Origin of the sequence: Variovorax sp. OK605 (assembly GCF_900115445.1) — a bacterium.
In the GTDB taxonomy this organism is placed as follows: Bacteria; Pseudomonadota; Gammaproteobacteria; order Burkholderiales; family Burkholderiaceae_C; genus Variovorax.
Genome location: NZ_FOWL01000011.1, coordinates 87226 through 112188, shown reverse-complemented (window position 1 = coordinate 112188; position 24963 = coordinate 87226). Strand labels below are relative to the sequence as shown.

The 24963-nt window shown below is 69.7% G+C and carries 24 protein-coding genes; 18 read left to right on the top strand and 6 right to left on the bottom strand.

What is annotated here, in order from left to right; all coding sequences use genetic code 11:
* Window positions 1–7 precede the first annotated feature (7 nt).
* Window positions 8–1216, bottom strand: coding sequence for an aspartate transaminase (locus BM013_RS26815; protein WP_093130720.1), 1209 nt, complete (start codon window positions 1214–1216; stop codon window positions 8–10).
* A gap of 162 nt (window positions 1217–1378) precedes the next feature.
* Here BM013_RS26815 and nac point away from each other — a divergent pair, with 162 nt between their 5' ends.
* The 13 genes from nac (at window position 1379) to BM013_RS26750 (ending at window position 12252) form a co-directional block, all read left to right on the top strand.
* On the top strand, window positions 1379–2317 hold the full coding sequence (gene nac / locus BM013_RS26810; protein ID WP_177206593.1) for a nitrogen assimilation transcriptional regulator NAC: 939 nt from the start codon (window positions 1379–1381) through the stop codon (window positions 2315–2317).
* A 158-nt stretch (window positions 2318–2475) separates the two neighbouring features.
* On the top strand, window positions 2476–2919 hold the full coding sequence (locus BM013_RS26805; protein WP_093130716.1) for an acetyl-CoA carboxylase biotin carboxyl carrier protein: 444 nt from the start codon (window positions 2476–2478) through the stop codon (window positions 2917–2919).
* Between the two features lie 13 nt (window positions 2920–2932).
* Window positions 2933–4285 carry an acetyl-CoA carboxylase biotin carboxylase subunit gene (gene accC, locus BM013_RS26800; RefSeq protein WP_093130714.1) on the top strand — a complete coding sequence of 451 codons (1353 nt, stop codon included), beginning with the start codon at window positions 2933–2935 and terminating at the stop codon, window positions 4283–4285.
* Window positions 4286–4335: 50 nt separating this feature from the next.
* On the top strand, window positions 4336–5001 hold the full coding sequence (gene pxpB / locus BM013_RS26795) for a 5-oxoprolinase subunit PxpB (protein WP_371280993.1): 666 nt from the start codon (window positions 4336–4338) through the stop codon (window positions 4999–5001).
* The gene (locus tag BM013_RS26790; protein WP_093130712.1) at window positions 4998–5999 is read left to right on the top strand and encodes a 5-oxoprolinase subunit C family protein; all 1002 of its coding nucleotides are present in this window, start codon (window positions 4998–5000) and stop codon (window positions 5997–5999) included. Before pxpB ends, BM013_RS26790 begins: the two co-directional genes overlap by 4 nt.
* Before the next feature lies 1 nt (window position 6000).
* The gene (locus BM013_RS26785; protein WP_093130710.1) at window positions 6001–6396 is read left to right on the top strand and encodes an acetyl-CoA carboxylase biotin carboxyl carrier protein; all 396 of its coding nucleotides are present in this window, start codon (window positions 6001–6003) and stop codon (window positions 6394–6396) included.
* 20 nt (window positions 6397–6416) lie between these two features.
* Window positions 6417–7181: a LamB/YcsF family protein gene (locus tag BM013_RS26780; RefSeq protein ID WP_093130708.1), complete on the top strand. Its 765-nt coding sequence runs from the start codon at window positions 6417–6419 to the stop codon at window positions 7179–7181.
* A 165-nt stretch (window positions 7182–7346) separates the two neighbouring features.
* Window positions 7347–8099, top strand: coding sequence for an SDR family oxidoreductase (locus tag BM013_RS26775; protein ID WP_093130706.1), 753 nt, complete (start codon window positions 7347–7349; stop codon window positions 8097–8099).
* Between the two features lie 76 nt (window positions 8100–8175).
* A complete protein-coding gene (locus tag BM013_RS26770; RefSeq protein WP_093130704.1) occupies window positions 8176–8877 on the top strand; it encodes an amino acid ABC transporter permease in 702 nt (233 codons plus the stop codon).
* Window positions 8878–8889: 12 nt separating this feature from the next.
* Window positions 8890–9684 carry an amino acid ABC transporter permease gene (locus BM013_RS26765; RefSeq protein ID WP_256221705.1) on the top strand — a complete coding sequence of 265 codons (795 nt, stop codon included), beginning with the start codon at window positions 8890–8892 and terminating at the stop codon, window positions 9682–9684.
* A gap of 50 nt (window positions 9685–9734) precedes the next feature.
* Entirely contained in the window at window positions 9735–10469 is a 735-nt protein-coding gene (locus BM013_RS26760) for an amino acid ABC transporter ATP-binding protein (protein WP_093131033.1), read from the top strand.
* Window positions 10470–10532: 63 nt separating this feature from the next.
* Window positions 10533–11375: an ABC transporter substrate-binding protein gene (locus tag BM013_RS26755; RefSeq protein ID WP_093130703.1), complete on the top strand. Its 843-nt coding sequence runs from the start codon at window positions 10533–10535 to the stop codon at window positions 11373–11375.
* Between the two features lie 136 nt (window positions 11376–11511).
* Complete coding sequence (locus tag BM013_RS26750) at window positions 11512–12252, top strand: hypothetical protein (protein WP_093130702.1); 741 nt, start codon at window positions 11512–11514, stop codon at window positions 12250–12252.
* Window positions 12253–12318: 66 nt separating this feature from the next.
* Here BM013_RS26750 and BM013_RS26745 read toward each other — a convergent pair whose 3' ends face one another.
* From BM013_RS26745 to BM013_RS26725, 5 genes are read right to left on the bottom strand one after another with little or no spacing between them, the layout of a single operon-like run.
* Window positions 12319–13131, bottom strand: a complete 813-nt coding sequence (locus tag BM013_RS26745; RefSeq protein WP_093130700.1) for an enoyl-CoA hydratase — start codon at window positions 13129–13131, stop codon at window positions 12319–12321.
* 10 nt (window positions 13132–13141) lie between these two features.
* A complete protein-coding gene (locus tag BM013_RS26740; RefSeq protein WP_093130699.1) occupies window positions 13142–14608 on the bottom strand; it encodes an aldehyde dehydrogenase family protein in 1467 nt (488 codons plus the stop codon).
* 6 nt (window positions 14609–14614) lie between these two features.
* Window positions 14615–15409, bottom strand: a complete 795-nt coding sequence (locus BM013_RS26735) for an enoyl-CoA hydratase/isomerase family protein (RefSeq protein ID WP_093130698.1) — start codon at window positions 15407–15409, stop codon at window positions 14615–14617.
* Complete coding sequence (locus BM013_RS26730; protein WP_093130697.1) at window positions 15396–17558, bottom strand: acetate--CoA ligase family protein; 2163 nt, start codon at window positions 17556–17558, stop codon at window positions 15396–15398. The genes BM013_RS26735 and BM013_RS26730 overlap by 14 nt, the downstream gene beginning before the upstream one ends.
* A 14-nt stretch (window positions 17559–17572) precedes the next feature.
* Entirely contained in the window at window positions 17573–18553 is a 981-nt protein-coding gene (locus BM013_RS26725; protein WP_093130696.1) for a Bug family tripartite tricarboxylate transporter substrate binding protein, read from the bottom strand.
* 100 nt (window positions 18554–18653) lie between these two features.
* On the opposite strand from BM013_RS26725, the gene BM013_RS26720 reads away from it, so the two are divergent.
* From BM013_RS26720 to BM013_RS26700, 5 genes are all read left to right on the top strand, one after another.
* Entirely contained in the window at window positions 18654–19553 is a 900-nt protein-coding gene (locus BM013_RS26720; protein WP_093130695.1) for a LysR substrate-binding domain-containing protein, read from the top strand.
* Between the two features lie 158 nt (window positions 19554–19711).
* On the top strand, window positions 19712–21511 hold the full coding sequence (locus BM013_RS26715) for an FAD-dependent oxidoreductase (protein ID WP_093130694.1): 1800 nt from the start codon (window positions 19712–19714) through the stop codon (window positions 21509–21511).
* 86 nt (window positions 21512–21597) lie between these two features.
* Entirely contained in the window at window positions 21598–23427 is a 1830-nt protein-coding gene (locus BM013_RS26710; protein ID WP_093130693.1) for a 2-oxoacid:acceptor oxidoreductase subunit alpha, read from the top strand.
* Window positions 23424–24479, top strand: coding sequence for a 2-oxoacid:ferredoxin oxidoreductase subunit beta (locus BM013_RS26705; RefSeq protein WP_093130692.1), 1056 nt, complete (start codon window positions 23424–23426; stop codon window positions 24477–24479). Before BM013_RS26710 ends, BM013_RS26705 begins: the two co-directional genes overlap by 4 nt.
* Before the next feature lie 45 nt (window positions 24480–24524).
* The gene (locus BM013_RS26700; RefSeq protein WP_093130691.1) at window positions 24525–24962 is read left to right on the top strand and encodes a CBS domain-containing protein; all 438 of its coding nucleotides are present in this window, start codon (window positions 24525–24527) and stop codon (window positions 24960–24962) included.
* The last annotated feature ends 1 nt before the right edge of the window (window position 24963 follow it).

Below are 24963 nucleotides of genomic sequence, written 5' to 3'. Positions count from 1 at the left end.
TGCGCGTTCAGCGCAATGCGGCCACGGCGCGCGCGATGCGCTTGCAGCCTTCTTCCAGCGTCTCGATCGACGTGGCAATGGAAAGACGGAAGTAGGGCGACAGCCCGTACGCGGTGCCTGCCACCAGGGCCACGCCTTCGCTTTCGAGCAGGTACATCACCACGTCGCCGTCTTGCGCCAGGTGCTTGCCTTCGGGCGTGGTCTTGCCGATGAGGCCGCCGCAGTTGACGTACAGGTAGAACGCGCCCGGCGGCGTGGCGCAGCTCAGGCCCGCAATGCCGTTGACGAGCGCCAGCGTGCGGTCGCGCCGCTGCTTGTACACGGCCACGCTCTCGGCCACGAAGCCCTGGTCGCCGTTCAGCGCCGCCGCCGCGGCCGCCTGGCTCACCGAGCAGCAGTTGCCGGTGGACTGCGACAGCAGCGTGTCGAGTGCCTTGATGAGGTCCACCGGCCCGGCCGCATAGCCGATGCGCCAGCCCGTCATGGCATAGGTCTTGGAGACGCCGTTCACCAGCAACGTGCGCTCGCGCAGGCCGGGTGCCACCGCGAGGATGTGCGGCGTGGCTTCGCCGTCGAAGCGGATGTGCTCGTAGATCTCGTCGGTCATCACCATCACGTGCGCGTGGCGCTCCAGCACCTCGGCCAGCGCGCGGTACTCGGCCGCGGTGTAGCTCGCGCCGGTCGGGTTGCTTGGCGAGTTCAGCAGCAGCCAGCGCGTGCGCGGCGTGATGGCCGCCTCGAGTTGCGCGGGCGTCAGCTTGAAGCCGTGCGACTCGGGGCAGGCCACGGTGACGGGCGTGCCTTCGCAGGCCAGCACCATGTCGGGGTACGACACCCAGTACGGCGCGGGAATGATCACCTCGTCGCCCGGCTCCAGCGTGATCGCGAAGGCGTTGTAGATCGCGCTCTTCGCGCCGCTGGTGGCAATGATCTCGTTCATTGCGTAGCGCAGGCCGTTCTCGCGCTCGAGCTTGGCGACGATGGCTTCGCGCAGCTCCACCGTGCCGGCCATCAGCGTGTAGCGCGTGGCACCGCGCTCGATGGCGGCGGCCGCGGCCTGGCGGATGTGGGGCGGCGTGTCGAAGTCGGGCTCGCCCACCACGAGGTTGACGATCGACTTGCCCTGCCTGCGCAGTTCGTTGGCGCGGTCGGCGGCCGAGGTGCTGGGCGAGGACTTGATGCGCCGCACGCGGGCGGCAATGCGGGACGTGGTCACATGGCTTCCTGGTCTGGAGATGGCATGGACCGAACGGTACGCACATCGAACCGGCGAGGCCAAGACGGTTTTGCACTGGTCGTATAGGCGCAGCTTATGGTGAGCCCCGATACCGGCTGCGCAGGCGCGGTGCTAGGCTTGGGTTTTGCTTGGGGACAAGGCGTGAACCTGCGACGCCTCAAATATTTCGTGAAGATCGTGGACATCGGCAGCCTCACGCAGGCCGCCGAAGTCCTTTTCATTGCACAGCCCGCGCTCAGCCAGCAACTGGCCACGCTCGAGGGCGAGGTGCGCCAGCAATTGCTGGTGCGCACCAAGCGCGGCGTGACGCCCACCGAAGCCGGCAAGGTGCTTTACCGCCACGCGCAGATCATCCTGCGCCAGTGCGAGCAGGCCCGTGTCGACATGGAGGCCGCCGGCGAAGGGCTCTCGGGCCAGGTGTCGGTGGGCCTTGCGCCGGGCACGGCCGCGTCGGCGCTGTCGTTGCCGCTGCTGCGCACCGTGCGCGCGCGGCACCCGGGCATCCTGCTGTACCTGAACGAGAACTACGGCACCACGCTGAGCGAGCTCATCATGAACGGCCGCATGGACCTGGCCGTGCTGTACGGCGACAAGGCCATTCACGGCCTCACGTTCCTGCCGCTGCTCAAGGAGCCGCTGTTCCTGGTCGGCCCGGCGTCCATGCCGGCGCCTTCGCAGCCCGTGAAGCTGACCGACCTGCGCGACATCGAGCTCCTGCTGCCACGGCCGTACAACGTGGTGCGCAAGCTGGTCGATTCGGCCTTCGTGCGCGCGGGCATGGTGCCGCGCGTGGTGGCCGAGATCGAATCCGCCTTCACGCTGACGGCCGCCATTGCCGACGGGCTGGGCGCCACCATCCTGCCCGCGTCGATGGCGCGCGAGGTGGTCGCGAGCTGCGGGGCCTGGCAATTCCCCATCGTCGACCCGGTCATCGAGGCGCCGCTGGCGCTGTGCCAGTCCGACCACCTGCCGCTGTCGGAGCCCGCGCAGGCCGTGAAGGACATCCTGCTCGAGCTCGTGGTCGACCTGGCCGGCACCGTGGCGTCGACGCCCGAACCCGAGCTGACCGCGCTGTCGTAGGGCGCCTTGGCGGGGCGCCAGCAGGGCATTGGCGCGGCGTCATAAGCCGCCCTTATCCCGGCACAGCCAATCCGTCTTGGGCTTTGTGCCCTTGGCCCGCTACCTTTCATGCATGCCGTCACGCGTTCGCGGAGCGCGTCGGCCACCTACAGCCCGGCATGAAGCAGGAACAGATCAAGACGCTCATCGACGCTTTGGCCGCATCGGACCTGGCGGAACTGGAGTTCAGCGAGAACGGCAGCAGCTTGCGGCTGGTGAAGCTGTCGGCGCTCGGGGCCGCGCCCGCCGCGCCCGCCGTGCGGCAGCCGTCCGCTGTACGCAAGGCGCTGCCCGGAGCCATCGAAGAGGCAGCGGCACCGATGGCCGCCAGCGCCGACTGCCTCGCCCCGCTGCACGGCGTGGTGCACCTGCAGCCCGCACCGGGCGAGCCGCCCTTCGTGCAGCCGGGCCAGGCCGTCGAGGCCGGCCAGCTGCTGTGCGTGATCGAGGCCATGAAGATGTTCAACGAAGTCCGCGCCGACCACGCGGGCACCGTGCGGCAGGTGCTCGCGCACTCGGGCCAGGAAGTGGAAGCAGGGCAGCCCCTGTTCCGCTTCGAATGAGAAGGGCCGCGCCATGTTCGACACCGTGCTCATTGCCAACCGCGGCGAGATCGCCCTGCGCATCCAGCGCGCCTGCCGCGGCCTCGGCCTGCGCACCGTGGTCGTGCACTCCGAGGCCGACCGCGACGCCGTGTACGTCGCGCAGGCCGACCAGGCGCTGTGCATCGGGCCGGCCGCGCCGGGCCTGAGCTACCTGAACCAGTCCGCCGTGCTGTTCGCCGCCGAGGTGAGCGGGGCGCAGGCGGTCCACCCCGGCTACGGCTTCCTGTCGGAGAACGCGGGCTTTGCCGCGCGCTGCGAGGAGGCCGGCCTCGTCTTCATCGGCCCCAGCGCCGCCTGCATCCGCACCATGGGCGACAAGGTGTCGGCCAAGCGCGCGATGCGCAAGGCCGGCGTGCCCTGCGTGCCCGGGCCCGACGAGCCGCTGCCCGCCGACCCGGCCGCCGTGCTTGCGCTGGCCCGCGGCATCGGCTACCCGGTGATCGTGAAGGCCGCGGGCGGCGGCGGCGGGCGCGGCATGCGCGTGGTGCACGAGGAAGCCGCGCTGCTCGACGCCATGGCCCTCACGCGCGAGGAAGCGCGCCAGGCCTTCGGCAACCCCGAGGTCTACATCGAGAAGTTCCTGCTGCACCCGCGCCATGTCGAGATCCAGGTGCTGGCCGACAGCCACGGCCATGCCGTGTGGCTGGGCAGCCGCGACTGTTCGCTGCAGCGGCGCCACCAGAAGGTGATCGAGGAGGCGCCGGCGCCCGGCATCGACGAGGCGCTGATGGCCGAGGTGGGCGAGCGCTGCGCCGCCGCATGCCGGCAGATCGGCTACTGCGGCGTGGGCACCTTCGAGTTTCTGTACGAGAAGGGCGCCTTCTATTTCATCGAGATGAACACGCGCCTGCAGGTGGAGCACCCGGTGACCGAGATGACCGCCGGCATCGACATCGTGCAGCAGCAGCTGCGCATGGCGCGCGGCGAGCGCCTGTCGTTCGCGCAGGCCGATGTGCGCTGCCAGGGCCACGCCATCGAGTGCCGTATCAACGCCGAGGACCCCGGCACCTTCGCACCCGCGCCGGGCCGCATCACCGGCTGGCAGGTGCCCGGCGGCTTCGGCGTGCGCGTCGACTCGCATGCGGGCACGGGCTACCGCGTGCCGCCGTACTACGACTCGATGATCGCCAAGCTCATCGTGCACGGCGATAGCCGCGCCGACGCGCTCGACCGCATGCGCCTGGCGCTGGCCGAGACCCGCGTGGAGGGCATTGCCACCAACGTGGCGCTGCACCGCGCGCTGCTGCGCGACGAGGGCTTCGCGGCCGGCGGCGTCGACATCCATCACCTCGAACGCTGGCTGCAGCAAAGGAGCGCGGCGTGAGCGCACAGACACCTTCCACCTCGCCGTTGACTTCGCCGTTGACCTGCCCGTTGACCTCGCTGTCCGGCGATCCTTCCACCAGCCTGCTGGGCACCACCGCGCTGCTGTTCGAGGCGCCCGGCGACATGAGCCTGCCGTCGCAGCAGCGCATCTGGGCGCTGGCGCACGAGGCCGAGAGCTGGCCCGAAGTGCGCGAGGCCGTGCCCGGCATGAACAACCTGATGCTCACCTTCACGCGCGCGCCGCGCCAGCTCGACGCCCTGCGCATGCGCCTGTGCGACGCATGGCGCGCCGCCACCGCCCTGCCGCGCGAGGGCCGCGTGGTCGAGCTGCCCGTGGTCTACGGCGGCGAGGGCGGCCCGCACATGGCCGACGTGGTGGCGCACACGGGCCTGAGCGTGGAGGCCATCGTCGAGCTGCACAGCGCGCCGCTCTACCCGGTGTACGCGCTGGGCAGCCACCCCGGCTACTGCTACCTGGGCGGCATGGACCCGCGCATTGCCACGCCGCGGCGCAAGGTGCCGGTGCTGAGCATCCCGGGCGGCGCGGTGTCGATCGGCGGCGCGCAGACCGGTGTGTCGGCCTCCGCCGGGCCCAGCGGCTGGAACACCATCGGCAGCACCTCGATGGTGTTCTTCGACCCGGCGCAAGACCCGCCCGCGATGCTGCAGCCGGGCGACCTCATTCGTTTTCGCGTGGAGGGCATCGTCCGATGATCGAAATACTCTCGTCGGCGGCGCTGGCCACCGTACAGGACCTGGGGCGCACCGGCAGCCTGCGCTGGGGCGTGGGCACCTCGGGCGCCATGGACAACCTGGCGCTGGCCGCCGGCAACCTGCTGCTGGGCAACGCGCTGGGCGCGGCGGGCATCGAGGTGCCGGTGTTCCCGTTCAGGCTTCGCTTCGCCGAAGACTGCGCCTTCGCGCTCACGGGCGCCGACTGCGCATCGCGGCTCGACGACCAGCCGCTGCTGCCCTGGTGGGTGCACCAGGCGCGGGCCGGCCAGGTGCTCACGCTGGGCTTGCCGCAAGGCGGTGCGCACCGCGGCAGCCGCGCCGTGCTGTGCGTGGCCGGCGGCATCGACGTGCCCGAGGTGCTGGGCTCGCGCAGCACCCAGTTGCGCGGCGCCTTCGGCGGCCACGAGGGGCGGGCGCTGCGCCGCGGCGACGTGCTTCGCGCCGTCGCCCCGGGCCAGCCCTGCCGCACCGGCTTCGGCCTGGTGCCGCCCGTGCTCGCGCTGCCGCTGCAGCGCGACGGCGTGGCGGCCGTGCGCGTGCTGCCCGCGGCCGAGTACCTGGCCTTCGAGCCGGCCTCGCGCGAGGCCTTCTGGGCCGGCGAATGGAAGATCACCCCGCAGAGCGACCGCTACGGCTACCGGCTCGACGGCGAGGCGCTGCGGCCGCTCGCGCCGATGGAGCTGCGCTCGCACGGCATCGTGCCCGGCGTGATCCAGGTACCGCACAGCGGGCAGCCGATCATCCAGATGCGCGACGCGCAGCCTTCGGGCGGCTACCCGAAGTTCGGCACCGTGATCGAGGCCGACATGTGGCGGCTCGGCCAGGCGCCCATCGGCAGCCGCATGCGCTTCGTCGAAACCACCTGGGACGAGGCGCTGGACGCGCTGGAAGAAGTGCGCGCCTGGCTCGACAAGGTGGCGCGCATGGTGGCGCTGCACCGCGGTGCGCCCGTGAACGCCGCTGCGGCAAGGCACTGACATGCAGGACACCGCATTGCGCGCCCCGCAGCTCGCCGCCTGGCTCGCGGGCACCGACATCGGCCTGCTCGAACTGCGAACGCCGCAGGGCACGCTGCGCCTCGGCCGGCAGGGTGACGATGTCGTGGTGCTGCCCGAAGAACTTGCCGAAGCCGAAGCGCTGGTGGTCCACGCCCCGTCGCTCGGCGTGTTCCTGCACAGCCACCCGCTGGCCACCGCACCGCTGGTGCGCGCTGGCCAGAGAGTGGCAGCCGGCCAGACCCTCGGCCTGCTGAAGATCGGCCCGCTGCTGCTGCCGGTGACGGCGCCGCAGCCGGGCATCGTCGAACGCATCTGCGTGGACGACGCCACCGCCGTCGGCTACGGCACGCCGCTGTTCGAGCTGCATCCCCTCTGACCACGAAGCAAGGAACCGCCATGGACATCGACCTGAACGCAGACCTCGGCGAAGGCTTCGGCCCCTGGCGCATGGGCGAGGACGAGGCGCTGCTGGACATCGTTTCCTCCGCCAACGTGGCCTGCGGCTTCCATGCGGGCGACCCGGTCATCATGGACCGCACGGTGCGCCTGGCGCATGCGCGGGGCGTCGACGTCGGCGCGCATGTGGGCTTTCCCGACCTCGTGGGCTTCGGGCGCCGGCCGATGCAGATCGAGACGAAAGAGCTGGTGTCCTATGTGCTCTACCAGCTCAGCGCGCTCGACGGCATGGCGCGCACCGCCGGCCACCGCATGACGCACATGAGCTTTCACGGCGCGCTCGGCAACATGGCCGCGGCCGACGCCGCGCTGGCGGAGCCGCTGGTGCGCGCCGTGGCCGACTTCGACCCCTCGCTCACCGTCAGCACCTCCGCCAGCCGCGCCATCGAAGGGGCGGCCGAGCGCTGCGGCCTGCGCGTGCGCACCACCTTCCTGGCCGACCGCGCCTGCGGCGACGACGGCCTGCTGGTGCCGCGCAAGCTGCCCGACGCCGTCATCCACGACCGCGACACCGTGCTGGCCCGCGTGCGCCAACTGTTGGAAGACGGCAGCGTCACCAGCTACACCGGCAAGAAGATCCCTATGCGCGTGCATTCGATCCTGCTGCACGGCGACACGCCCGGCGCGGTGGCGCTGGCCCGCGCCGTGCGCGAGGTGGTCGAGCAGGCCGGGCACGTGGTGCCGATTTCGAAGCAATCGATTTGATGCACGGGGGCACGAACATGGTGCTTACCCTTGGTCATATGCACGGATCGCGGGCGACATAAGGGGGGCTTATCGCTCCACAGCCAATCCGTCTTGGCGCCGCGCGCAGGCGCTCGATACAGTGAATTCCAGGCAGTCATCTGCCGCTCCAACGAAAGAACACAAATGCCGTTTTCCGACTACAAGACCGCGCTGGTGACAGGAGCCTCCTCGGGCATCGGCGCCGCCGTCGTCGAGCGCCTGAGCAAGGAAGGCCTGAAGGTCCACGCGCTCGCACGCAGCGCCGACAAGCTGGCCGAACTGGCCGCGCGCACCGGCTGCATTCCGCACGCCATCGACGTGAGCGACCTCGAGGCGGTCACGCGGCTCGCCGAGGAGGTCGAGTTCGACGTGCTGGTCAACAACGCCGGCGTCGACCGCCCCGGCTCCATCCTGAAGGCCGACGCCGAAGGCATCGACCTTCTGGTCGACGTGAACCTGCGCGCCGTGCTGCACCTGTGCCGGCTCGTGGTGCCCGGCATGGCCGCGCGCGACCGCGGCCATGTGGTCAACATCAGCTCGATTGCCGCGGCCTACAACTTCGGCGGCAACAGCACCTACCACGCGACCAAGGCGGCGGTGAGCATGCTGTCGCGCCAGCTGCGCATCGACGTGTTCGGCAAGCGCGTGCGCGTCACCGAAATCTGCCCGGGCCGCGTGGCCACCGACATCTTCGCGCACGTGCACGGCGACTCCGAGGACACCCGCAAGCGCTTCGTCGAAGGCTTCGAGCTGCCGCAGGCCGAAGACATCGCCAACGCCATTGCCTTCGCCATTGCGGCGCCCATCGCGGTGAACGTGGGCCACATGGAAATCACGCCCACGCTGCAGGTGCCTGGCGGCCTCTCGACCACGCGGCCCGAGGCGCCGCAGGCCTGAGCGGCGCAGCCCGCGCGATTCACGCAAGCCACGCAAGCCACGACAGCCTCGCAAGCCTCGCAAAGGAGCCGAACACATGAAGGACTTCGACCTGCTGGCGATCCTGCTGAAACCCGAGTTCGGCGCCATGCTGCTGCACGGCCTGCAGGAGACGCTGAAGATCGCCGCGGGCTCGTGGCTGCTCGCCATGGCCATGGCGGTGACGCTGCTGATGGTGCGGCTCACCGCGAACCCGATCGCCGAGCGCGCGGTGGCGGGCTATGTCTCGTACCACCGCAACGTCCCCACGCTGGTGCAGCTCATGTTCTGGTACTTCGGCATCTTCAGCGTGCTGCCCGACGCGCTGCAGGAATGGCTCTCGGCGCACAACGCCGAGACGCTGCTGTCGATCGTGGCGCTGGGCCTGTGCCAGGCCGCCTATTTCAGCGAGGACATGCGCTCCGGCCTGCGCGCCATTCCCGCCGGCCAGGCCGAGGCCGCGCGCGCGCTGGGCCACGGCTACATCGGTTGCATGCGCCACGTGATGCTGCCGCAGGCCATCCGCAACGCGGTGCCCGCGCTGGTGAACCACAGCGTGTCGCTGTTCAAGAACAGCAGCCTGGCCATGGCCATCGGCGTGGCCGAACTCACGCACGCGGTGAAGGAAATAGAGAGCCAGAGCTTTCGCACCTTCGAGGTCTACAGCGTCGCCACGGTGCTGTACCTGGTGTGTTCGCTGCTCATCATGGCGGTGGGCGGCTGGCTGTCTCGGCGCTACCGCATCGTCGGTGCAAGGTAAGCGAGGCACCCGATGTTCAGCGTCTACGAAATTCTTCGCGACAACTGGCTGCTGCTGCTGGTCGGCCAGTACCCCAGCGGCCCGCTCGGCGGCATTGCCGCCACCCTGATCCTGTCGGTGCTGGGCATCGTGCTGGCCTTTCCGCTGTCGGTGCTGCTGGCGCTGGCGCGGCTCTCGCCCTGGCGGCTGCTGCGCTGGCCGGCCACCGTGCTGGTGTACGTGGTGCGCGGCGTGCCGCTGCTCATGGTGATCCTGTGGGTGTACTTTCTGGTGCCCATCCTCATCGGGCGCGATGTGTCGGGCTTCACCACCATGCTGTGCACGCTGGTGATCTACGAAGGCGCCTATCTGTCGGAAGTGGTGCGCGCCGGCATCCAGTCGCTGCCCAAGGGGCAGGGCGAGGCGGCTCGCGCGCTCGGCCACAGCCACCTGGGCACCATGTGGTTCGTGATCCTGCCGCAGGCGCTCTACAACATGCTGCCCAGCATGCTGAGCCAGTTCATCTCCACCATCAAGGAGACCACGCTGGGCTACGTGATCAACGTGCAGGAACTCACTTTCGCGGCCAACCAGATCAACAACCAGCTGCTGACCAAGCCGTTCCAGGTGTTCTTCATATTGGCGCTGACGTACTACGTCGTGTGCTTCAGCCTCACGCAACTGGCGCAGTGGCTGGAGCGGCGCATCGCGCACAAGCGCCTCGGCGCCGCGCCGGTGAAGCCGGTCGACGACGGCGCTGCACCGGCGCCTTCCACGCCGGTGATCTCTCCCGTGCCTCCCGCACCTCGTGTGGCGACGCTGCCATGACGCCCGTTTCACACCCCGCAGCGCGGCCCGTGCCGCCCAAGGACGACACCATGATCCTGTTCTCCGACATCAACAAGTGGTACGGCGACTACCAGGCGCTGGCCGACATCAACGCCGAGGTGAAGAAGGGCGAGGTGGTGGTGGTCTGCGGGCCTTCGGGCTCGGGCAAGTCCACGCTGATCCGCACCGTCAACCGGCTCGAGGAAGTGAAGTCGGGCCAGCTGCTGTTCGACGGCCACGACATCCACGCGCCCATGAGCAGCAAGGCGCTCAACCGGCTGCGCAGCCGCATCGGCTTCGTGTTCCAGAGCTTCAACCTTTTCCCGCACCTGTCGGTGCTGGAGAACATCATGCTGTCGCCGATGCGCGTGCTCGGCGTGAAGCGCGCCGACGCCAAGGCCAAGGCCGGGCAGCTGCTCGAGCGCGTGGGGCTGTCGAACAAGGCCGGTGCCTACCCGGCGCAGCTGTCGGGCGGCCAGCAGCAGCGCGTGGCCATTGCGCGCGCGCTGGCCATGGAGCCGCCGGCCATGCTGTTCGACGAACCCACCAGCGCGCTCGACCCCGAGATGGTGGGCGAGGTGCTGTCGGTGATGCGCGGCCTGGCCCACGACGGCATGACCATGATGTGCGTCACCCACGAGATGAACTTCGCCCGCGAGGTGGCCGACCGCGTCTGGTTCATGGACGCGGGCCGCATCCTCGAGACGGCCGACCCCGCCACCTTCTTCGGCAGTCCGCAGCATCCGCGCGCGCAGCGCTTCCTGTCGGACCTGCGCGCGCACTGACATTCGTTTTCTTCGCAGCTCACCTTCCGTCGCTCACATTTCGCAATCTCTCTGGAGTCCACCATGCCGAACAAGACCGTCTTTCGCCTCGCCGTCCTTGGCGCCTGCCTGAGCGCAGCCTCGCTGCTGGCGCATGCCGACCAGTGGAGCGACATCAGCCAGCGCAAGGAGCTCAAGTGCGGCACCTTCGCCGACGTGCCTCCGTTCGCGGCGCCCGACCCGAAGACGCGCGAAATGGTGGGCCACGACGTCGACCTGTGCAACGCGGTGGCCAAGGAACTGGGCCTCGGCGCCAAGGTCACGCCGCTGTCGGTGGAGGCGCGCGTGCCCGAGGTGAAGCTCGGCCGCGTCGACGTGACCATTGCCAACCTGGCCTACACCAAGAGCCGCGGCGAGCAGATCCAGTTCAGCGACCCGTACTACGTGGCCAAGGAAATGCTGGCCGTGAAGGCCTCCGACCCCGGCATGGCCAAGGCCGACTTCAAGGGCAAGCGCCTGAGCTCGACCAAGGGCTCGACCTCGGAGATGTCGATCAAGATGAACGGCTCCGAGCCCGTCACCTTCCAGGACACCGGCTCCGCCTTCATGGCCGTGCAGCAGAACAAGTCGGTCGGCATGGTGGCCAACACCATGACCATCACCAAGCTGGTGAACCAGTCGAAGACCGAGGGCGTGGCGCTGAAGATGATCAAGGACCCGATGGTGCTGCAGCCCATCGGCATCGGCATGAAGAAGGACGAGCCCGCGCTGCTGGCCAAGGTGAACGGCGCGCTCTATGCGCTGGAGAAGTCGGGCGAGCTCGACCGCATCTGGGCCAAGTGGCTGGGCCCGAACACCGAATACAAGATGGTGCGCGAGGAGAAGGTCTCGCCGCTGGCGGACCTGAAGTTCGAACTGCTGCCTTGATGTTTCGACGGGCCGGGGCCGCGGCGGCGTCCCCGCGACGCCACCAGACGTAGCCCTCGTCCCACATCGCCAGCGCCCGCCAGCCGTTAGGGTGGGGTCTCTTTCCATCTGTCATCGAAAAGAAGGAGACCGAATCATGGCCTATACCTTGACGCAAGCCCGGGTGCTGTTGACCGCCGCGGAACTCGCCATCTTCGACCAGAGCCGGGCCGGCCCCATCAAGGAGCTGACCGTGGCGCGGCTGCACGGCAAAGTGACCCGCGCGCGTGCCTTGCGCGACAAGTACCGCGACCTGTACCGGCGCCAGACGGTCGCCACGCGCGGAGCGGCTGCCAGCCGGCGCTCCGCGGCGGGTGGCGACAACGAGCGCACGCAGAAGAAGTCCATCGTGTTCGCGGAAGTGCTGGAGCGTTTCGAGACGCGCCTGGCGCAGCTCGATGAGAAGGCGGCACCGGTGAAGCCTGCTGGCAAGAAGGCCGCGGCCAAGCCGGCGCCGGCTGCGAAGGCAGCGGCGAAGAAGACGCCAGCCACCAAGGCCGCGCCCAGGAAGACTGCTGCCAAGACGACCGCCGCGAAGAAGGCCAGCCGCTCCAAGGCCAAGCCCGTGAGCCTCAAGACCGCCGTGAAGCACGCGCTCGAACTCAAGCAGGCGGCGCTCGCGGCCCCGCCGGTGGCCGAGCATTCGTCGAAGGCGCCCGCCACGCTGTCGACGCTCGGGGCCGCCGCCGCGGGCGCGCCCCTGGTCCATGCGCCGCTGGACATCAACCCTCGCGCGACCCGGCTGAACCCGCTCAAGGAACGCGCGGAGAACATCGCGCTGCACGCGCACGCGGGTTCGCAGAACCGCCACGCGCAGGGCAAGCGCGACAGCCGCTGAAGGGCACGAGCGGTGGGGGTTCCTGGCGCGCGGCTTGCCGGCGCGCCAGGTGCGATGCCGCTGCGCTCAGCGCCCCGAGAAATTCGCCGCCCGCTTCTCCACGAAGTGCTTGATGCCTTCCTGGAAGTCTTCGCTGCGAAGGCTCTCAACCATGTCTTGGTTCGCCGCGGCGATCGACTCGCCGAGCGTCTGATAGGGCGCCTCCCAGAGCTGGCGCTTCATCACGCCCACGGAGCGCGGCGACACCTCGGTGGACAGGCTCAACGCCAAGGCCTGCGCGGCCGCCGCGAGCTCGTCGGCCGGCACGACGCGATGCACCAGCCCCATCGTCAGCGCTTCTTTCGCGTCGATCTTGCGCGACGTCAGCAGCAGGTCGGTGGCGTGCGCATGGCCGACGACGCGCGGGAGCATCCAGGCGATGCCGTGCTCGGCGATGAGCCCGCGCTTGGCGAAGGCGGTGGCGAAGACCGCCTTTTCCGACGCGATGCGAAAGTCGCTGTAGAGCGCCATCACCAGCCCGAGCCCGGCGGCGGCGCCGTTGATGGCGCTGACGATGGGCTTGGGCGCTGCAGGAAAGTACGAGTAGCGCGTCTGGTAGTCGGCGCGCCGGTTCATGTCGTAGGGGCGCATCCATTCCTCGGCCTGGATGTCTTCGGGCGGCAGCACTTCCAGCTCTTCCATGTCCATGCCCGCGCAGAACGCGCGGCCAGCGCCGGTGAGAACGATGGCGCGCACGGCCTTGTCGCGGCCGGCGTGTTCGATGGCCGAGCGCAGTTCGGCCTCGAGGATCTTGGTCAGCGCATTCATCCGCTCGGGGCGGTTCAGCGTGATGGTGGCGACGGGGCCGTCGACCGAGTAGAGCAGTTGTTCGCAGGTCATGTCGGGGTGATCAAGAGGAAGAAGAGGAAGAAGAACAAAACGAGGCAGGGTGTTCGAGGAAGGCCGCGGGCAGCTGGATCGACACGGGTTCGAGGAACTCCTCGAGACCGAAGCGGCCGTTCTCGCGTCCGATGCCGGATTTCTTGAACCCGCCGAACGGCGCCGCGGGGTTGAAGGGCGCGCCGTTGATGTCGACTTGCCCGGCGCGGATGCGGCGCGCCACGGCCAGCGTCTGCGGCTCGACGGGGCCCCACACGGCGCCCGCCAATCCGTAGTCGGTGCCATTGGCCAGTGCGATGCCTTGCTCGACATCGTCGTAGGCGATCAGCACCAGCACCGGGCCGAAGATTTCCTCCCGCGCCACCGCCATGTCGGAGGTCACGCCGGTCAGCACGGTGGCCGGCACGAAGAAGCCTCGCGCAGGGCGTTCCGCCGCGGTGCCGAGGCGCTTGGCACCGGCCGCGATCGCGCTGTCGATCAGGTCCTGCACCTTTTGCTGCTGGGCCTTCGACACCAGGGGACCCAGACGCGTCGCGGCATCGGCCGGGTCGCCCATGCGGTAGCCGGCGAGCAGGTCGAGGGCCAGGCCTTCCGCGGCTTCCAGCGAAGCGCGCGGCACCAGCAGGCGCGTGGTCGCGGAGCAGGTCTGGCCCGAGTTCAGCATGCAGCCCGCGAGCGTGGCCTTCACGGCCGCGGCCAGGTCCGCGCCGGGCAGCACGAGCGCCGCCGACTTGCCGCCCAGTTCGAGCGCCACGCGCTTGATGTCGGCACCCGCCAGGCTGGCGATGTGCCGGCCCGCGCGCGTCGAGCCGGTGAAGGACACCATGTCGACGTCGGGGTGGCGCACCAGCGCCTCGCCGATGTCCGGGCCGGCGCCATGGACCAGGTTGAAGACGCCCGCGGGCAGCCCCGCCTGCCGCACCGCCTCGGCCAGCAGGAAGGCGCTGGTCGGCGCGATCTCCGACGGCTTGAGCACCACCGTGCAACCGGCCAGCAGCGCCGGCGCGACCTTGCCGGTGATCTGGTGCAGCGGATAGTTCCAGGGCGTGATGCAGGCGACCACGCCGACCGGCACCTGCTGCACCAGCGAATGCCCCACGCGCGACGCCCATTCGAAGTGGGCGGCCAGGTCGGCATACATGTCCCAGGCGGCGAGCGGTGCGCCGACCTGGATGCGCGCGGCCAGCTTGCGCGGCATGCCGACCTCGCGCGAAATGGCGCTCGCCAGCGCGTCGGCCTGGTCGCGCAACGCCGCGGCCACGCGGCGCACGGCCGCCACGCGTTCTGCCACGGGCGTGCGGGCCCAGCCGTCGAGGGCGCGCCGCGCGGCCGCCACGGCCGCGTGCACGTCGGCTGGCGACGCGGTGCGGTAGGTGCCGAACGTTTCCTCGGTGTAGCTGTCGGTGACGGGCAGGTCCTGTGCACCGTGGGCCGGCACCAGTGCGCCGTCGATGAACAGTTGGGTGTGAGAGGCCATGAAAGCTCAGTCCTTGTGAAGTGTCGATGTCCTGGGGGCGTCGCGGCGGGCGATGAACTCGCGCATCACGCGCTGCGGTTCGCCCGTCGAATAGCACTCGAGCTGGTAGCGGATGCCGGCGCTGCAGGCTTCCTCGAAGCCCGGCTGCGTACGCTCGCGAAAGCGTTGCTTGGTCGTGCGCAGCGCGGCGCCTGGCAGCGCCGCCAGGGCGCGTGCGCGCTCGATGGCGCGCGGCAGCACCTGCTCGGCGGGCACCAGATCGTTGACGAGGCCGAGCGCGTGCGCGCGCTCGCCGCTGACGAGTTCGCCCGTCAATGACAACTGCTGGTTGAGCGAATGCCCGATCTGCAGCGACATCAGGTACGAGCCGACGATGCTCGCCAGGCCGGCCTTGACCTCGGGCTGGCCCATGCGCAGCGCGGGGTGGGCCACGCGCAGGTCGCACATCAGCGCCATCTGGAAGCCGGCGCCCACGGCGGTGCCGTTGAGTGCCGCGACGATCGGCTTGGCCACGTCCCGCACCGCCTGGTACATCGCGTGCTGGCGGTTGAGCCAGGCGGCCAGCGTGCCGGTGTCGATGGTGGCCGACTCGTCGAGGTCCTGCCCGCCGCAGAAGGCGCGCTCGCCGCTGCCGGTCAGCACGATGGCGCCGACCGTCGAATCGGCATCGAGCGCGTACAGCTGCCGCGTCAGTGCGGCGCGCAACCCGGCATCGACCGCGTTCAGCACGTCGGGCCTGTTCAGGCGCACGACGGCAATTTCGCCGAGCCGCTCGACCAGCACCGGGTCATGGGTGTGCATGGGTTTCTTCCTGGCGTTCGATGACCGCGTCGACGGCCCAGCCGCCCTGGCCGGCCGCGCCGACGATCAGCGGGTTGAGATCGATCGAGGCAATGGCCTGCGGGTGCGCCGCGGCGAGCGCGCCCAGCGCCACGGCCGTGCGCGCCACCGCGTCGAGGTCTGTCGGCGCGTCGCCGCGCACGCCGGCCAGGACCGGCGCGATGCGCAGCGTCCGCAGCTTGGCGAGAACGTCGGCTTCCGAGAACGGATGCAGCAGCACCACGAAGTCGCGCAGCGCCTCCACGTACTTGCCGCCGTCGCTCACCATGACCACGGTGCCGAAGAGCGGGTCCTGCCGCACGCCGAGGGCGAACTCGCGCTGGCCGCGCACGCGCTGCGCGACGATCACGCCGTCGAAGGGCACGCCCATCGCGGCGATCCGTTCGCTGCAGGCGGTCCAGCTCGCGGCGATGTCGCCGGCGCTGCGCACGCCGAGGAACACGAGGCCGTGTTCCGACTTGTGCGGAACCTGCGCGGAGCAGGCTTTCACCACCACCTCGGGTCCCAGCGCCTGCCACGCCGCAACGGCTTCTTCGACAGTGCGGCACAGCCGGTGCGCAACGACCGGAATGCCGGCCTCGGCCAGCAGCGAGAGGCTCTGGGCTTCGCTCAGAAAGGGCGCGTCGCCGGCCGGCATGCGGGTGGTGTGTGGCGCCGTCGAAGCGCTGCCGTTGCTGCTGCTGCTGCTGCTGCTGCTGCGCGTTGCCGCCTGGCGCAGCAGCGTGCCGTGCCGGCTCCACTGGTGCAGCGCGCCGATGGCGTCGGTCTCGTGCGCGAACACCGGCACGCCGGCTTCACGAAAAGCCTGGCGCACCGACGCCTGCGGCGCCGACACCGCCGTGGGCTTGCCGCGTGCGGCGGCGAAGCGCGCGGTGTCGCGCGCCATGCCCGGCACGTCGTAGCCTTCGCCGGCCACGGGCACGCCGACCAGGAACATGTCCGCCTGCGGGTCGGCCGCGAGCGCGCCGAGCGTGTCCGCATACATGCCGCCCTTGGTCATGAGCGACGCCGTGAGGTCGACGGGGTTCTGCGGCGTGGCGAAGCTCGGCATGATCGCGGCCAGCGCCTTCACGACCGGCTCGCCCAGTTCCGCCAGCGGCAGGCCGAGCGACTCGGCCGCGTCCGCGCACAACACGCCGACGGCGCCGCTGTGGCTCATGACGACCAGGCGCTCGGCCCGACGCTCGGCCGGACGCGGCGGCGCCGCGAGATAGAGCTCCACGGCGTTGACCAGGCCGTGCACGTCGTTGGCGCGCCAGATGCCGTGGCGCTCCAGGAAGGCGTCGACCACCACGTCGTCGTTGACGATGGCGCCGGTGTGCGAGGCGGCGGCTTTCGCGCCGTGCGCGCTGCGGCCCGACTTGAGCGCGATCACCGTCGCGCCGCGCGCCGCCGTGAGGCGCGCGACCTCGGCCAGCATGGCCGGGTCGCCGAGCGACTCGATGTACATCAGCACCACGCGAATCTCGGGGTCGGCCGCCGCCGCCAGTGCAAGCTCGCACACCGAGGCGTCGGCATCGTTGCCCGACGCGACCAGGTAGCGCACGCCGATGCCGCGCTCGCGCAGCATGGCGTAGGGCATCACGCTGGCCGCGCCGCTCTGGCTGACGATGGCTATCGGGCCGTCCTGCGGCGCGACTTCCATGAACATGGTGCTGAAGTTCATCACCGCGCCGGTGCTGAAATTGGCCACGCCCTGCGCGTTGGGCCCGACCAGGCGGACGCCCAGGCGCCGGGCCTGCGCCACCAATGCGTGCTGCAGCGCAACGCCCGCGCTGCCGGTCTCGCCGAAACCCGAGCTCATGATGATGGCGGCGGCGACACCGCGCGCGGCGCACTGGTCGATGACGCCGGGCACCGCGTCCTGCCCGACGGCGACGATGGCCACGTCGGGTGTTTCCGGCACGGCGTCGAGCGACGGGTAGGCCTGCAGGCCCTGCACGGTCGCGCGCTTCGGGTTGATCGGGTACACCGCGCCCTGGAAGCCGAAGCGCTGCAGGTAGTGCAGCGGCCGGCCGCCGACCTTGTTGCGGTCTTCGGTGGCGCCCACCACGGCGATGCGCCGCGGTGCAAATGCCTGCTGCAGGCGTGGATCGAGCAAGGAAGCCATGGGCAATGTCCGGTTCAGTCGAGGCTGGCGCCGGAGTTCTTCACTACCGGCGCCCACTTGGCGGTGTCGCTCTTGATGAGCGCGGCGAATTCGGCGGGCGTGGTGCTGCGCGCCTCGGCGCCGTCGGCTTCCATGCGCTTCTTCATTTCGTCGGTGGCCATCACCGCCGCGATCTCGCGCTGCAGGCGGTCGACGACCGGCGCCGGCGTGCCCTTGGGCGCCAGCACGCCGTACCAGATCGTCACGTCGAAGCCCTTCAGGCCGGCCTCCTGCGCCGTGGGCACGCCGGGCAGCAGCGGCGAACGCTTCGGGCCGGTCACGGCCACGGCATGCACCTTGCCGGCGGCCAGGTTCTGGGTTTGCTGCGCGATGGTGTCGAACATCATCGACAGGCGCCCGCCCAGCAGGTCGATGAGCGCGGGCGCGGAGCCCTTGTACGGAATGTGATTGATCTGGATGCCGGCGGTGCTGCGAAACAGTTCGCCCGACAGGTGGTTCGAGCTGCCGTTGCCGGCCGAGCCGTAGGTGAGGTCGCCGGGCTTGGCCTTGGCCAGCGCGATCAGATCGGACAGGTTCCTGGCGGGCACCTGCGGGCTCACGACCAGCACGTTCATGGTGGTGGCCATCAGGCTCACCGGCGCGAAGTCTTTCACCGGGTCGTAGCGCAGCTTCTTGTAGAGGCTCGGGTTGATCGCCATCGTGCCGGTGGTGCCGAAGAAAAGCATCTGCCCGTCGGCCGGCGCGCGGGCCACCAGTTCGGCGGCGATGCTGCCGCCGGCACCGCCGCGGTTGTCGATGATCACTTGCTGGCCCAGCCGGTCGCCGAGCTTCTGGGCCAGCAGGCGCGCCATCGAGTCGGTGGGGCCGCCGGCGGGGAAGGGCACCACGAGGGTGACGGGCTGCCGGGGGTAGGGCGCTTCCTGGGCGTGGAGCAGCGGCGATGCGAGCAGGGCGGCGCCTGCCAGCGCCGCGCAGAGCGAGTGCGTGAATTTCAAGTCGGTCTCCGTTTATTGATTTGCTGCCGCGAGGTTAGGACCTGCCGAGCATTCCAGAAAGATGAATGAATGGATTTCAGGTTTCCATTAAAGTGAAACCATGAAACTCAGGCAGCTCAGCACCTTCCTGCTGGTGGCGGACATGCAGTCGCTGTCGCGCGCGGCCATTGCGTCGGACACGGCCCAGTCGCTCGTGAGCCGGCAGATCGCGATGCTGGAGGCGGCATGGGGCGGGCGGCTGTTCGACCGCACGGGCCGCGGCATGGCGCTGTCCGATTTCGGCAAGCGCATGTACCCGGAGGTCAAGCGCGTGGTCGACCAGGTGGCCCAGCTCGACGCCGCGGCGAGCGAGGCGGCCGGCGTGCTGACCGGCACGGTGCATGTGGGCGTGCTGCCTTCGCTGTCGCGCCAGTTGCTGCCGATGCTGCTGGCCGACATCCGCGATAGGGCGCCGGCACTGCGCCTGCACGTGCTGGAGGGTTTCAGCGGCACGCTCGACGAGCAGCTCGCCTCGGGCCGGCTCGACATGATCGTGGTCAACCGCTACGGCTCGTCGGCGCTGCGCGGGGAAGACGTGCTCGGCAAGGTCGACACCTTCCTGATCGGCAAGGCGGGCCTGCCGCAGTTCAGCGGCAAGACCATGCCGTTTCGCGCGCTCGCCGGCCTGCCGCTGGTGCTGCCGGCCGTGCCCAACGGCCTGCGCGCCACGCTCGACGTGCTCGCCCGGCGCCACAACGTGGCCCTGGACATCGTGATGGAGGTCGACACCGCCACCTCGATGAAGGACGTCGCGGCCAGCGGGCACGCCTTCACGCTGCTGCCGAACACTGCCGTGGCGCAGGAGGTTGCCGCGGGCATCCTCGGTGCATGCAAGGTGACGGGGCCGGGCATCCGCCGCACGATTGCGCTGAGCCTGACGCGGCAGCGGCCGCTGTCCGAAGGCGCGCGGCTGGTGGCGTCGCGCGTGCGGCTGCTGGCGTCCGAATTGCTGGCCGGCTGATCCGGCTGCAGGAGGGCCGCGGCCCATTCGCGCCCGCGCCACGGCCCAACTGCTGCGGGATTCCACCAAGGACACAGGCCGGCCAGCGCGGCGCATACTCGCGCAAAAGCCACTCGCCGGCCCCTTCGGGGTTCCAGGCGACAGCCAGGAGACACGCGTTGCAGCGAACGAATATTGCCGACCCGGCCTATTTCCACAAGGTCGTCGATTGCCAGTACGCCTGCCCGGCGCACACACCCGTTCCCGAATACATACGCATGATCGCGCAGCGCCGCTATGGCGACGCGTACATGATCAACTGGGCCTCCAACGTGTTTCCCGGCATCCTGGGGCGCACCTGCGACCGGCCGTGCGAGCCGGCCTGCCGGCGCGGGCGCGTGGAGGAAAGCAACGCGGAAGCCCCTGAACCGGTGGCGATCTGCCGGCTCAAGCGCGTGGCGGCCGACATGAAGGAGGACGTGCGCGCGCGCATGCCGCAGCCGGCGCCCAGGAACGGCAAGCGCGTGGCCTGCGTGGGCGCGGGGCCGGCCTCGCTCACCGTGGCGCGCGACCTGGCGCCGCTGGGCTACGAGGTGACGGTGTTCGACGGAGAGGCCAAGGCCGGCGGTTTCATCCGCACGCAGATACCGCGCTTTCGGCTGCCGGAGTCGGTCATCGACGAGGAGACGGGCTACGTCCTGGACCTGGGCGTCGAATTCCATGGCGGCGAGCGCATCGATTCGATGAAGGCGCTGATGGCGCAGGACTGGGACGCGATCTTCGTCGGCTGCGGCGCGCCGCGCGGGCGCGACCTGGACGTGCCCGGCCGCCAGGAGGCGGCGCAGAGCATCCACATCGGCATCGACTGGCTGAACTCCGTGTCGTTCGGCCACGTGAACAGCATCGGCCGGCGCGTGATCGTGCTGGGCGGCGGCAACACGGCAATGGACTGCTGCCGCTCGGCACGCCGCCTGGGCGGCACCGACGTGAAGGTCGTCGTGCGCAGCGGCTTCGACGAAATGAAGGCCTCGCCCTGGGAGAAGGAAGACGCCGCGCACGAAGGCATTCCGATCGTCAACTTCCACGTGCCCAAGGCCTTCGTGCACGAGAACGGCCAGCTGCTGGGCATGCGTTTCGGGATCGTGAAGGCCGCGTACGACGAGCGGGGCCGCCGCACGCTGGTGCCCACCGGCGAGCCCGACGCGTACTTCGAGTGCGACGAGGTGCTGGTGGCGGTGGGCCAGGAGAACGCGTTTCCGTGGATCGAGCGCGACTGCGGCATCGCCTTCGACGCGTCGGGCCTGCCGGCGCTGGACAAGGACACTTTCCAGTCGTCGGTGCCGCGCGTGTTCTTCGGCGGCGATGCGGCTTTCGGCCCCCGGAACATCATCACGGCCGTGGCCCATGGGCACGAGGCCGCCGTGTCGATCGACAAACTGCTGCGCGCCGAGCCGGTCTACGTGCGCCCGGCGCCCATGACCAACCTGGTGTCGCAGAAGATGGGCATCCACGAGTGGAGCTACGACAACGACACCTCCAACGACCTGCGCTACAAGGTGCCGTGGGCCAAGGCCGAGACGGCGCTGGCGAGCATCCGCGTCGAGGTGGAACTGGGCTTCGATGCGGCCACGGCCTTCAAGGAGGCGGAGCGCTGCCTGAACTGCGATGTGCAGACCGTGTTCACCGAGTCGGCCTGCATCGAGTGCGATGCCTGCGTGGACATCTGCCCGATGGACTGCATCAACTTCATCGACAACGGCGAAGAAGACGAGTTGCGGCCCCGGCTCAAGGCGCCTGCGCTGAACCTGGCGCAGGACCTGTATGTGTCCGGCGGGCTCAAGACAGGCCGCGTGATGGTGAAGGACGAAGACGTCTGCCTGCATTGCGGCCTCTGCGCCGAGCGCTGCCCGACAGGCGCGTGGGACATGCAGAAGTTCCTGCTGAAGATGACGCCGGCGGGGCAGGGGGTGGCCGCGTGAGCGCCGTGCGGCCGCCCGAGGGCGCGAAGGACGCGTCCGGGGAGAGCGGAGCCCACGAAGCACACCACACCCACGACGTGGCGAAGATGGGCACCGTTGCACAGATCGCGGCGGTCAACGACTTCGTCATCAAGTTCGCCAACGTCAACGGCTCGGGTTCGGCCTCGGCCAACGAGCTGTTCGCCAAGGCCATCCTGCGCATGGGCGTGCCGGTGAGCCCGCGCAACATCTTTCCGAGCAACATCCAGGGGCTGCCGACCTGGTACGAGGTGCGCGTGACCGAGCAGGGCCACCTGGGCCGGCGCGGCGGCACCGACATGATGGTGGCGATGAACCCGCAGACCTGGGACGCCGACGTGGCCGAGCTGGAGCCCGGCGGCTACCTGTTCTACGACAGCACGCGGCCCTTGCCGCCGTCGAAGTTCCGCAGCGACATCCGCGTCATCGGCATGCCGCTGACCGAGATCTGCAATGCCGTCTACCAGGACCCGCGCCAGCGCCAGCTGTTCAAGAACATCGTGTACGTGGGCGCGCTGGCCATCCTGCTCGGCATCGATCCGGAGGTGGTCGAGAAGCTGTTCGGCGAACAGTACAAGGGCAAGGAAAAGCTGCTGGCCTCCAACGTGCAGGCGCTGCACCTGGGCTGCGACTTCGCGCGCGAGAACCTGCGCGAGCCGGTGGGGCTGCAGGTGCTGCGCGCCGACCGCGTGGGCGAGCGGATCTTCGTGGACGGCAACAGCGCCGCGGCGCTGGGCTGCGTGTACGGCGGGGCCACGGTCGCGGCCTGGTACCCGATCACGCCGTCTTCATCGGTGGCCGAAGCCTTCCAGAAGTACTGCACCAAATTCCGCGTGGACCCGTCCACCGGCCAGCACCGCTTCGCCATCGTGCAGGCGGAAGACGAACTCGCGTCGATCGGCATGGTGGTGGGCGCCGGCTGGAACGGCGCGCGGGCCTTCACCGCGACCTCGGGCCCGGGCATTTCGCTGATGGCCGAGTTCATCGGGCTGGCCTACTTTGCGGAGATTCCGATCACGCTGATCAACGTGCAGCGCGGCGGCCCTTCCACCGGCATGCCCACGCGCACGCAGCAGGCCGACGTGCTGGCCTGCGCCTATGCCTCGCACGGCGACACCAAGCACGTGCTGCTGTTTCCCGAAGACCCGCACGAATGCTTCGAGCACGCCGCGGCGGCGCTGGACCTGGCCGACCGGCTGCAGACGCCGGTGTTCCTCATGACCGACCTGGACATCGGCATGAACCAGCGCCTGTGCGAGCCCTTTGCCTGGGACGACGCCGCGGCGTACGACCGCGGCAAGGTCATGAGCGCCGAGGAACTCGAGGCGGGCCGCGACTTCGGCCGCTACAAGGACGTGGACGGCGACGGCATTCCCTGGCGCACGTTGCCCGGCACGCACCCGAGCAAGGGCAGCTACTTCACGCGCGGCACCACGCGCGACGCGTATGCGCGGTATTCGGAGCGCGGGCCGGACTACATCTACAACATGGAGCGGCTGCTGAAGAAGTTCGCGACCGCGGCCACGCTGGTGCCGCAGCCGGTGCTGCGGCCGGCGGCAAGGAAGACCGGGATGGGCGTGATCTATTTCGGTTCGACCAGCCCGTCAATGCACGAGGCGCTGGAGACGCTGGAGGAGCGCGGCGTTCACCTCGACGCGCTGCGGCTGCGCGCCTTTCCGTTTGCGCAGAGCGTGGTGGAATTTCTCGCGCAGCACGACAGGGTCTTCGTGGTCGAGCAGAACCGCGACGCGCAGATGCGCAGCCTGCTGGTCAACGAGCTCGACGTCGACCCGGCAAGGCTGATTCGCGTGCTGCACTTCGACGGCACGCCCATCACCGCGCGCTTCATCGTGCAGGCGATCGACACGCACATCCATCCGACGAAGGGAGCGGCATGACCTACCTCGCCAAGCCCCGGCTGCGCCATCCGACGCTGGCCACCAACAAGGTCGGCTACACGCGGCGGGACTACGAAGGCAAGATCTCGACGCTGTGCGCCGGCTGCGGCCACGATTCGATCTCGGCCGCCATCATCGAGGCGTGCTGGGAGCTCGACATCGAGCCGCACCGCGTGGCCAAGCTCTCGGGCATCGGCTGCAGTTCGAAGACACCCGACTACTTCCTGGGCGCGTCGCACGGCTTCAACACCGTGCACGGCCGCATGCCCAGCGTGCTGACCGGCGCCAACCTGGCCAACCGCGACCTGCTGTACCTGGGCGTTTCAGGAGACGGCGACTCGGCGTCGATCGGCCTGGGCCAGTTCGCGCACGCCATGCGCCGCGGCGTGCGCATGGCCTACATCGTGGAGAACAACGGCGTCTACGGCCTGACCAAGGGCCAGTTCTCGGCCACGGCCGACCAGGGCTCCAAGAGCAAGAAGGGGGTGGTCAACACCGACAGCCCGGTGGACCTGGTCGCCATGGCGCTGCAGTTGGGCGCGAGCTACGTGGGGCGCGGGTTCTCGGGCAACAAGGCGCAGCTGGTGCCGCTCATCAAGGGCGCGATCAGTCATGGCGGCTCGGCCTTCATCGACGTGATCAGCCCCTGCGTGGCGTTCAACAACCACCCGGGCAGCACCAAGAGCTACGACTACGTTCGCGAGCACAACGAGGCGGTGAGCCGCATCGACTTCATCAGCGAGCGGGAAGAAATCACCGTCGGCATGGCGCCGGGCGACGTGGTGGACGTGCGCCAGCACGACGGCACGCTGCTGCGCCTGCGCAGCCTGCACCCCGACTACAGCCCCGGCGACCGCTACGCCGCCATGGCCTACATGCAGCGCCACCAGGAGATGGGCGAGGTGGTGACCGGGCTGCTCTACGTCGATCCGCTGGCCACCGACCTGCACACGGCGCTCAACACCAGCGACCGCCCGCTCAATGCGCTGGGGACGGCCGAGCTGTGCCCGGGCGCCGGCGCGCTGGCGCGGCTCAACGCCTCCTTGCGCTGAGCCGCCGCCGGCGGCACCATTCACGGTTCTTCTGGAGGGCGCACCATGGCCGAGCGCACCGTTTTCCAATCGATCTCGCGCACCCACGTGATCAGCCTGGCCCCGCAGGCCAGCGTGCGCGACGCCGCCTGCGTGATGACGCGCGCCAATTGCGGCAGCGTGCTGGTCATGGACCTGCCCGACACGCTGCTGGGCATCCTGACCGAGCGCGACCTGATGACCCGCGTGCTGGCGCGCGGCCTCGACCCCGACCGCACGGTGGTGAGCGAGGTCATGACGCCCAACCCGATCTGCGTGCCGCCCGAGACGCTGGTGTCGGATGCCGTGGCGCTCATGCTGGAGCGCGGCTTCAGGCACCTGCCGCTGGTGGCGGGGGCGAAGATCCTCGGCGTGTTCTCGGTGCGCGATGCGCTGCCGCGGGAGATCGGCGCGGCGGTGAGCCTGAGCGAGTTCAGGGAGCAGGTGAACGACGCGCTGGGGTAGG

What these genes read in the sequence shown, in the direction of transcription:
- BM013_RS26780 (WP_093130708.1), top strand. Translation starts at nt 6,417, where the DNA reads ATGGACATCGACCTGAACGCAGACCTCGGCGAAGGCTTCGGCCCCTGG.
- BM013_RS26770 (WP_093130704.1), top strand. Translation starts at nt 8,176, where the DNA reads ATGAAGGACTTCGACCTGCTGGCGATCCTGCTGAAACCCGAGTTCGGC.
- BM013_RS26765 (WP_256221705.1), top strand. Translation starts at nt 8,890, where the DNA reads ATGTTCAGCGTCTACGAAATTCTTCGCGACAACTGGCTGCTGCTGCTG.
- BM013_RS26750 (WP_093130702.1), top strand. Translation starts at nt 11,512, where the DNA reads ATGGCCTATACCTTGACGCAAGCCCGGGTGCTGTTGACCGCCGCGGAA.
- BM013_RS26745 (WP_093130700.1), bottom strand. Translation starts at nt 13,131, where the DNA reads ATGACCTGCGAACAACTGCTCTACTCGGTCGACGGCCCCGTCGCCACC.
- BM013_RS26730 (WP_093130697.1), bottom strand. Translation starts at nt 17,558, where the DNA reads ATGGCTTCCTTGCTCGATCCACGCCTGCAGCAGGCATTTGCACCGCGG.
- BM013_RS26775 (WP_093130706.1), top strand. Translation starts at nt 7,347, where the DNA reads ATGCCGTTTTCCGACTACAAGACCGCGCTGGTGACAGGAGCCTCCTCG.
- BM013_RS26760 (WP_093131033.1), top strand. Translation starts at nt 9,735, where the DNA reads ATGATCCTGTTCTCCGACATCAACAAGTGGTACGGCGACTACCAGGCG.
- BM013_RS26740 (WP_093130699.1), bottom strand. Translation starts at nt 14,608, where the DNA reads ATGGCCTCTCACACCCAACTGTTCATCGACGGCGCACTGGTGCCGGCC.
- BM013_RS26705 (WP_093130692.1), top strand. Translation starts at nt 23,424, where the DNA reads ATGACCTACCTCGCCAAGCCCCGGCTGCGCCATCCGACGCTGGCCACC.
- BM013_RS26805 (WP_093130716.1), top strand. Translation starts at nt 2,476, where the DNA reads ATGAAGCAGGAACAGATCAAGACGCTCATCGACGCTTTGGCCGCATCG.
- BM013_RS26735 (WP_093130698.1), bottom strand. Translation starts at nt 15,409, where the DNA reads ATGCACACCCATGACCCGGTGCTGGTCGAGCGGCTCGGCGAAATTGCC.
- BM013_RS26755 (WP_093130703.1), top strand. Translation starts at nt 10,533, where the DNA reads ATGCCGAACAAGACCGTCTTTCGCCTCGCCGTCCTTGGCGCCTGCCTG.
- BM013_RS26700 (WP_093130691.1), top strand. Translation starts at nt 24,525, where the DNA reads ATGGCCGAGCGCACCGTTTTCCAATCGATCTCGCGCACCCACGTGATC.
- accC (WP_093130714.1), top strand. Translation starts at nt 2,933, where the DNA reads ATGTTCGACACCGTGCTCATTGCCAACCGCGGCGAGATCGCCCTGCGC.
- BM013_RS26785 (WP_093130710.1), top strand. Translation starts at nt 6,001, where the DNA reads ATGCAGGACACCGCATTGCGCGCCCCGCAGCTCGCCGCCTGGCTCGCG.
- BM013_RS26720 (WP_093130695.1), top strand. Translation starts at nt 18,654, where the DNA reads ATGAAACTCAGGCAGCTCAGCACCTTCCTGCTGGTGGCGGACATGCAG.
- BM013_RS26710 (WP_093130693.1), top strand. Translation starts at nt 21,598, where the DNA reads ATGGGCACCGTTGCACAGATCGCGGCGGTCAACGACTTCGTCATCAAG.
- BM013_RS26790 (WP_093130712.1), top strand. Translation starts at nt 4,998, where the DNA reads ATGATCGAAATACTCTCGTCGGCGGCGCTGGCCACCGTACAGGACCTG.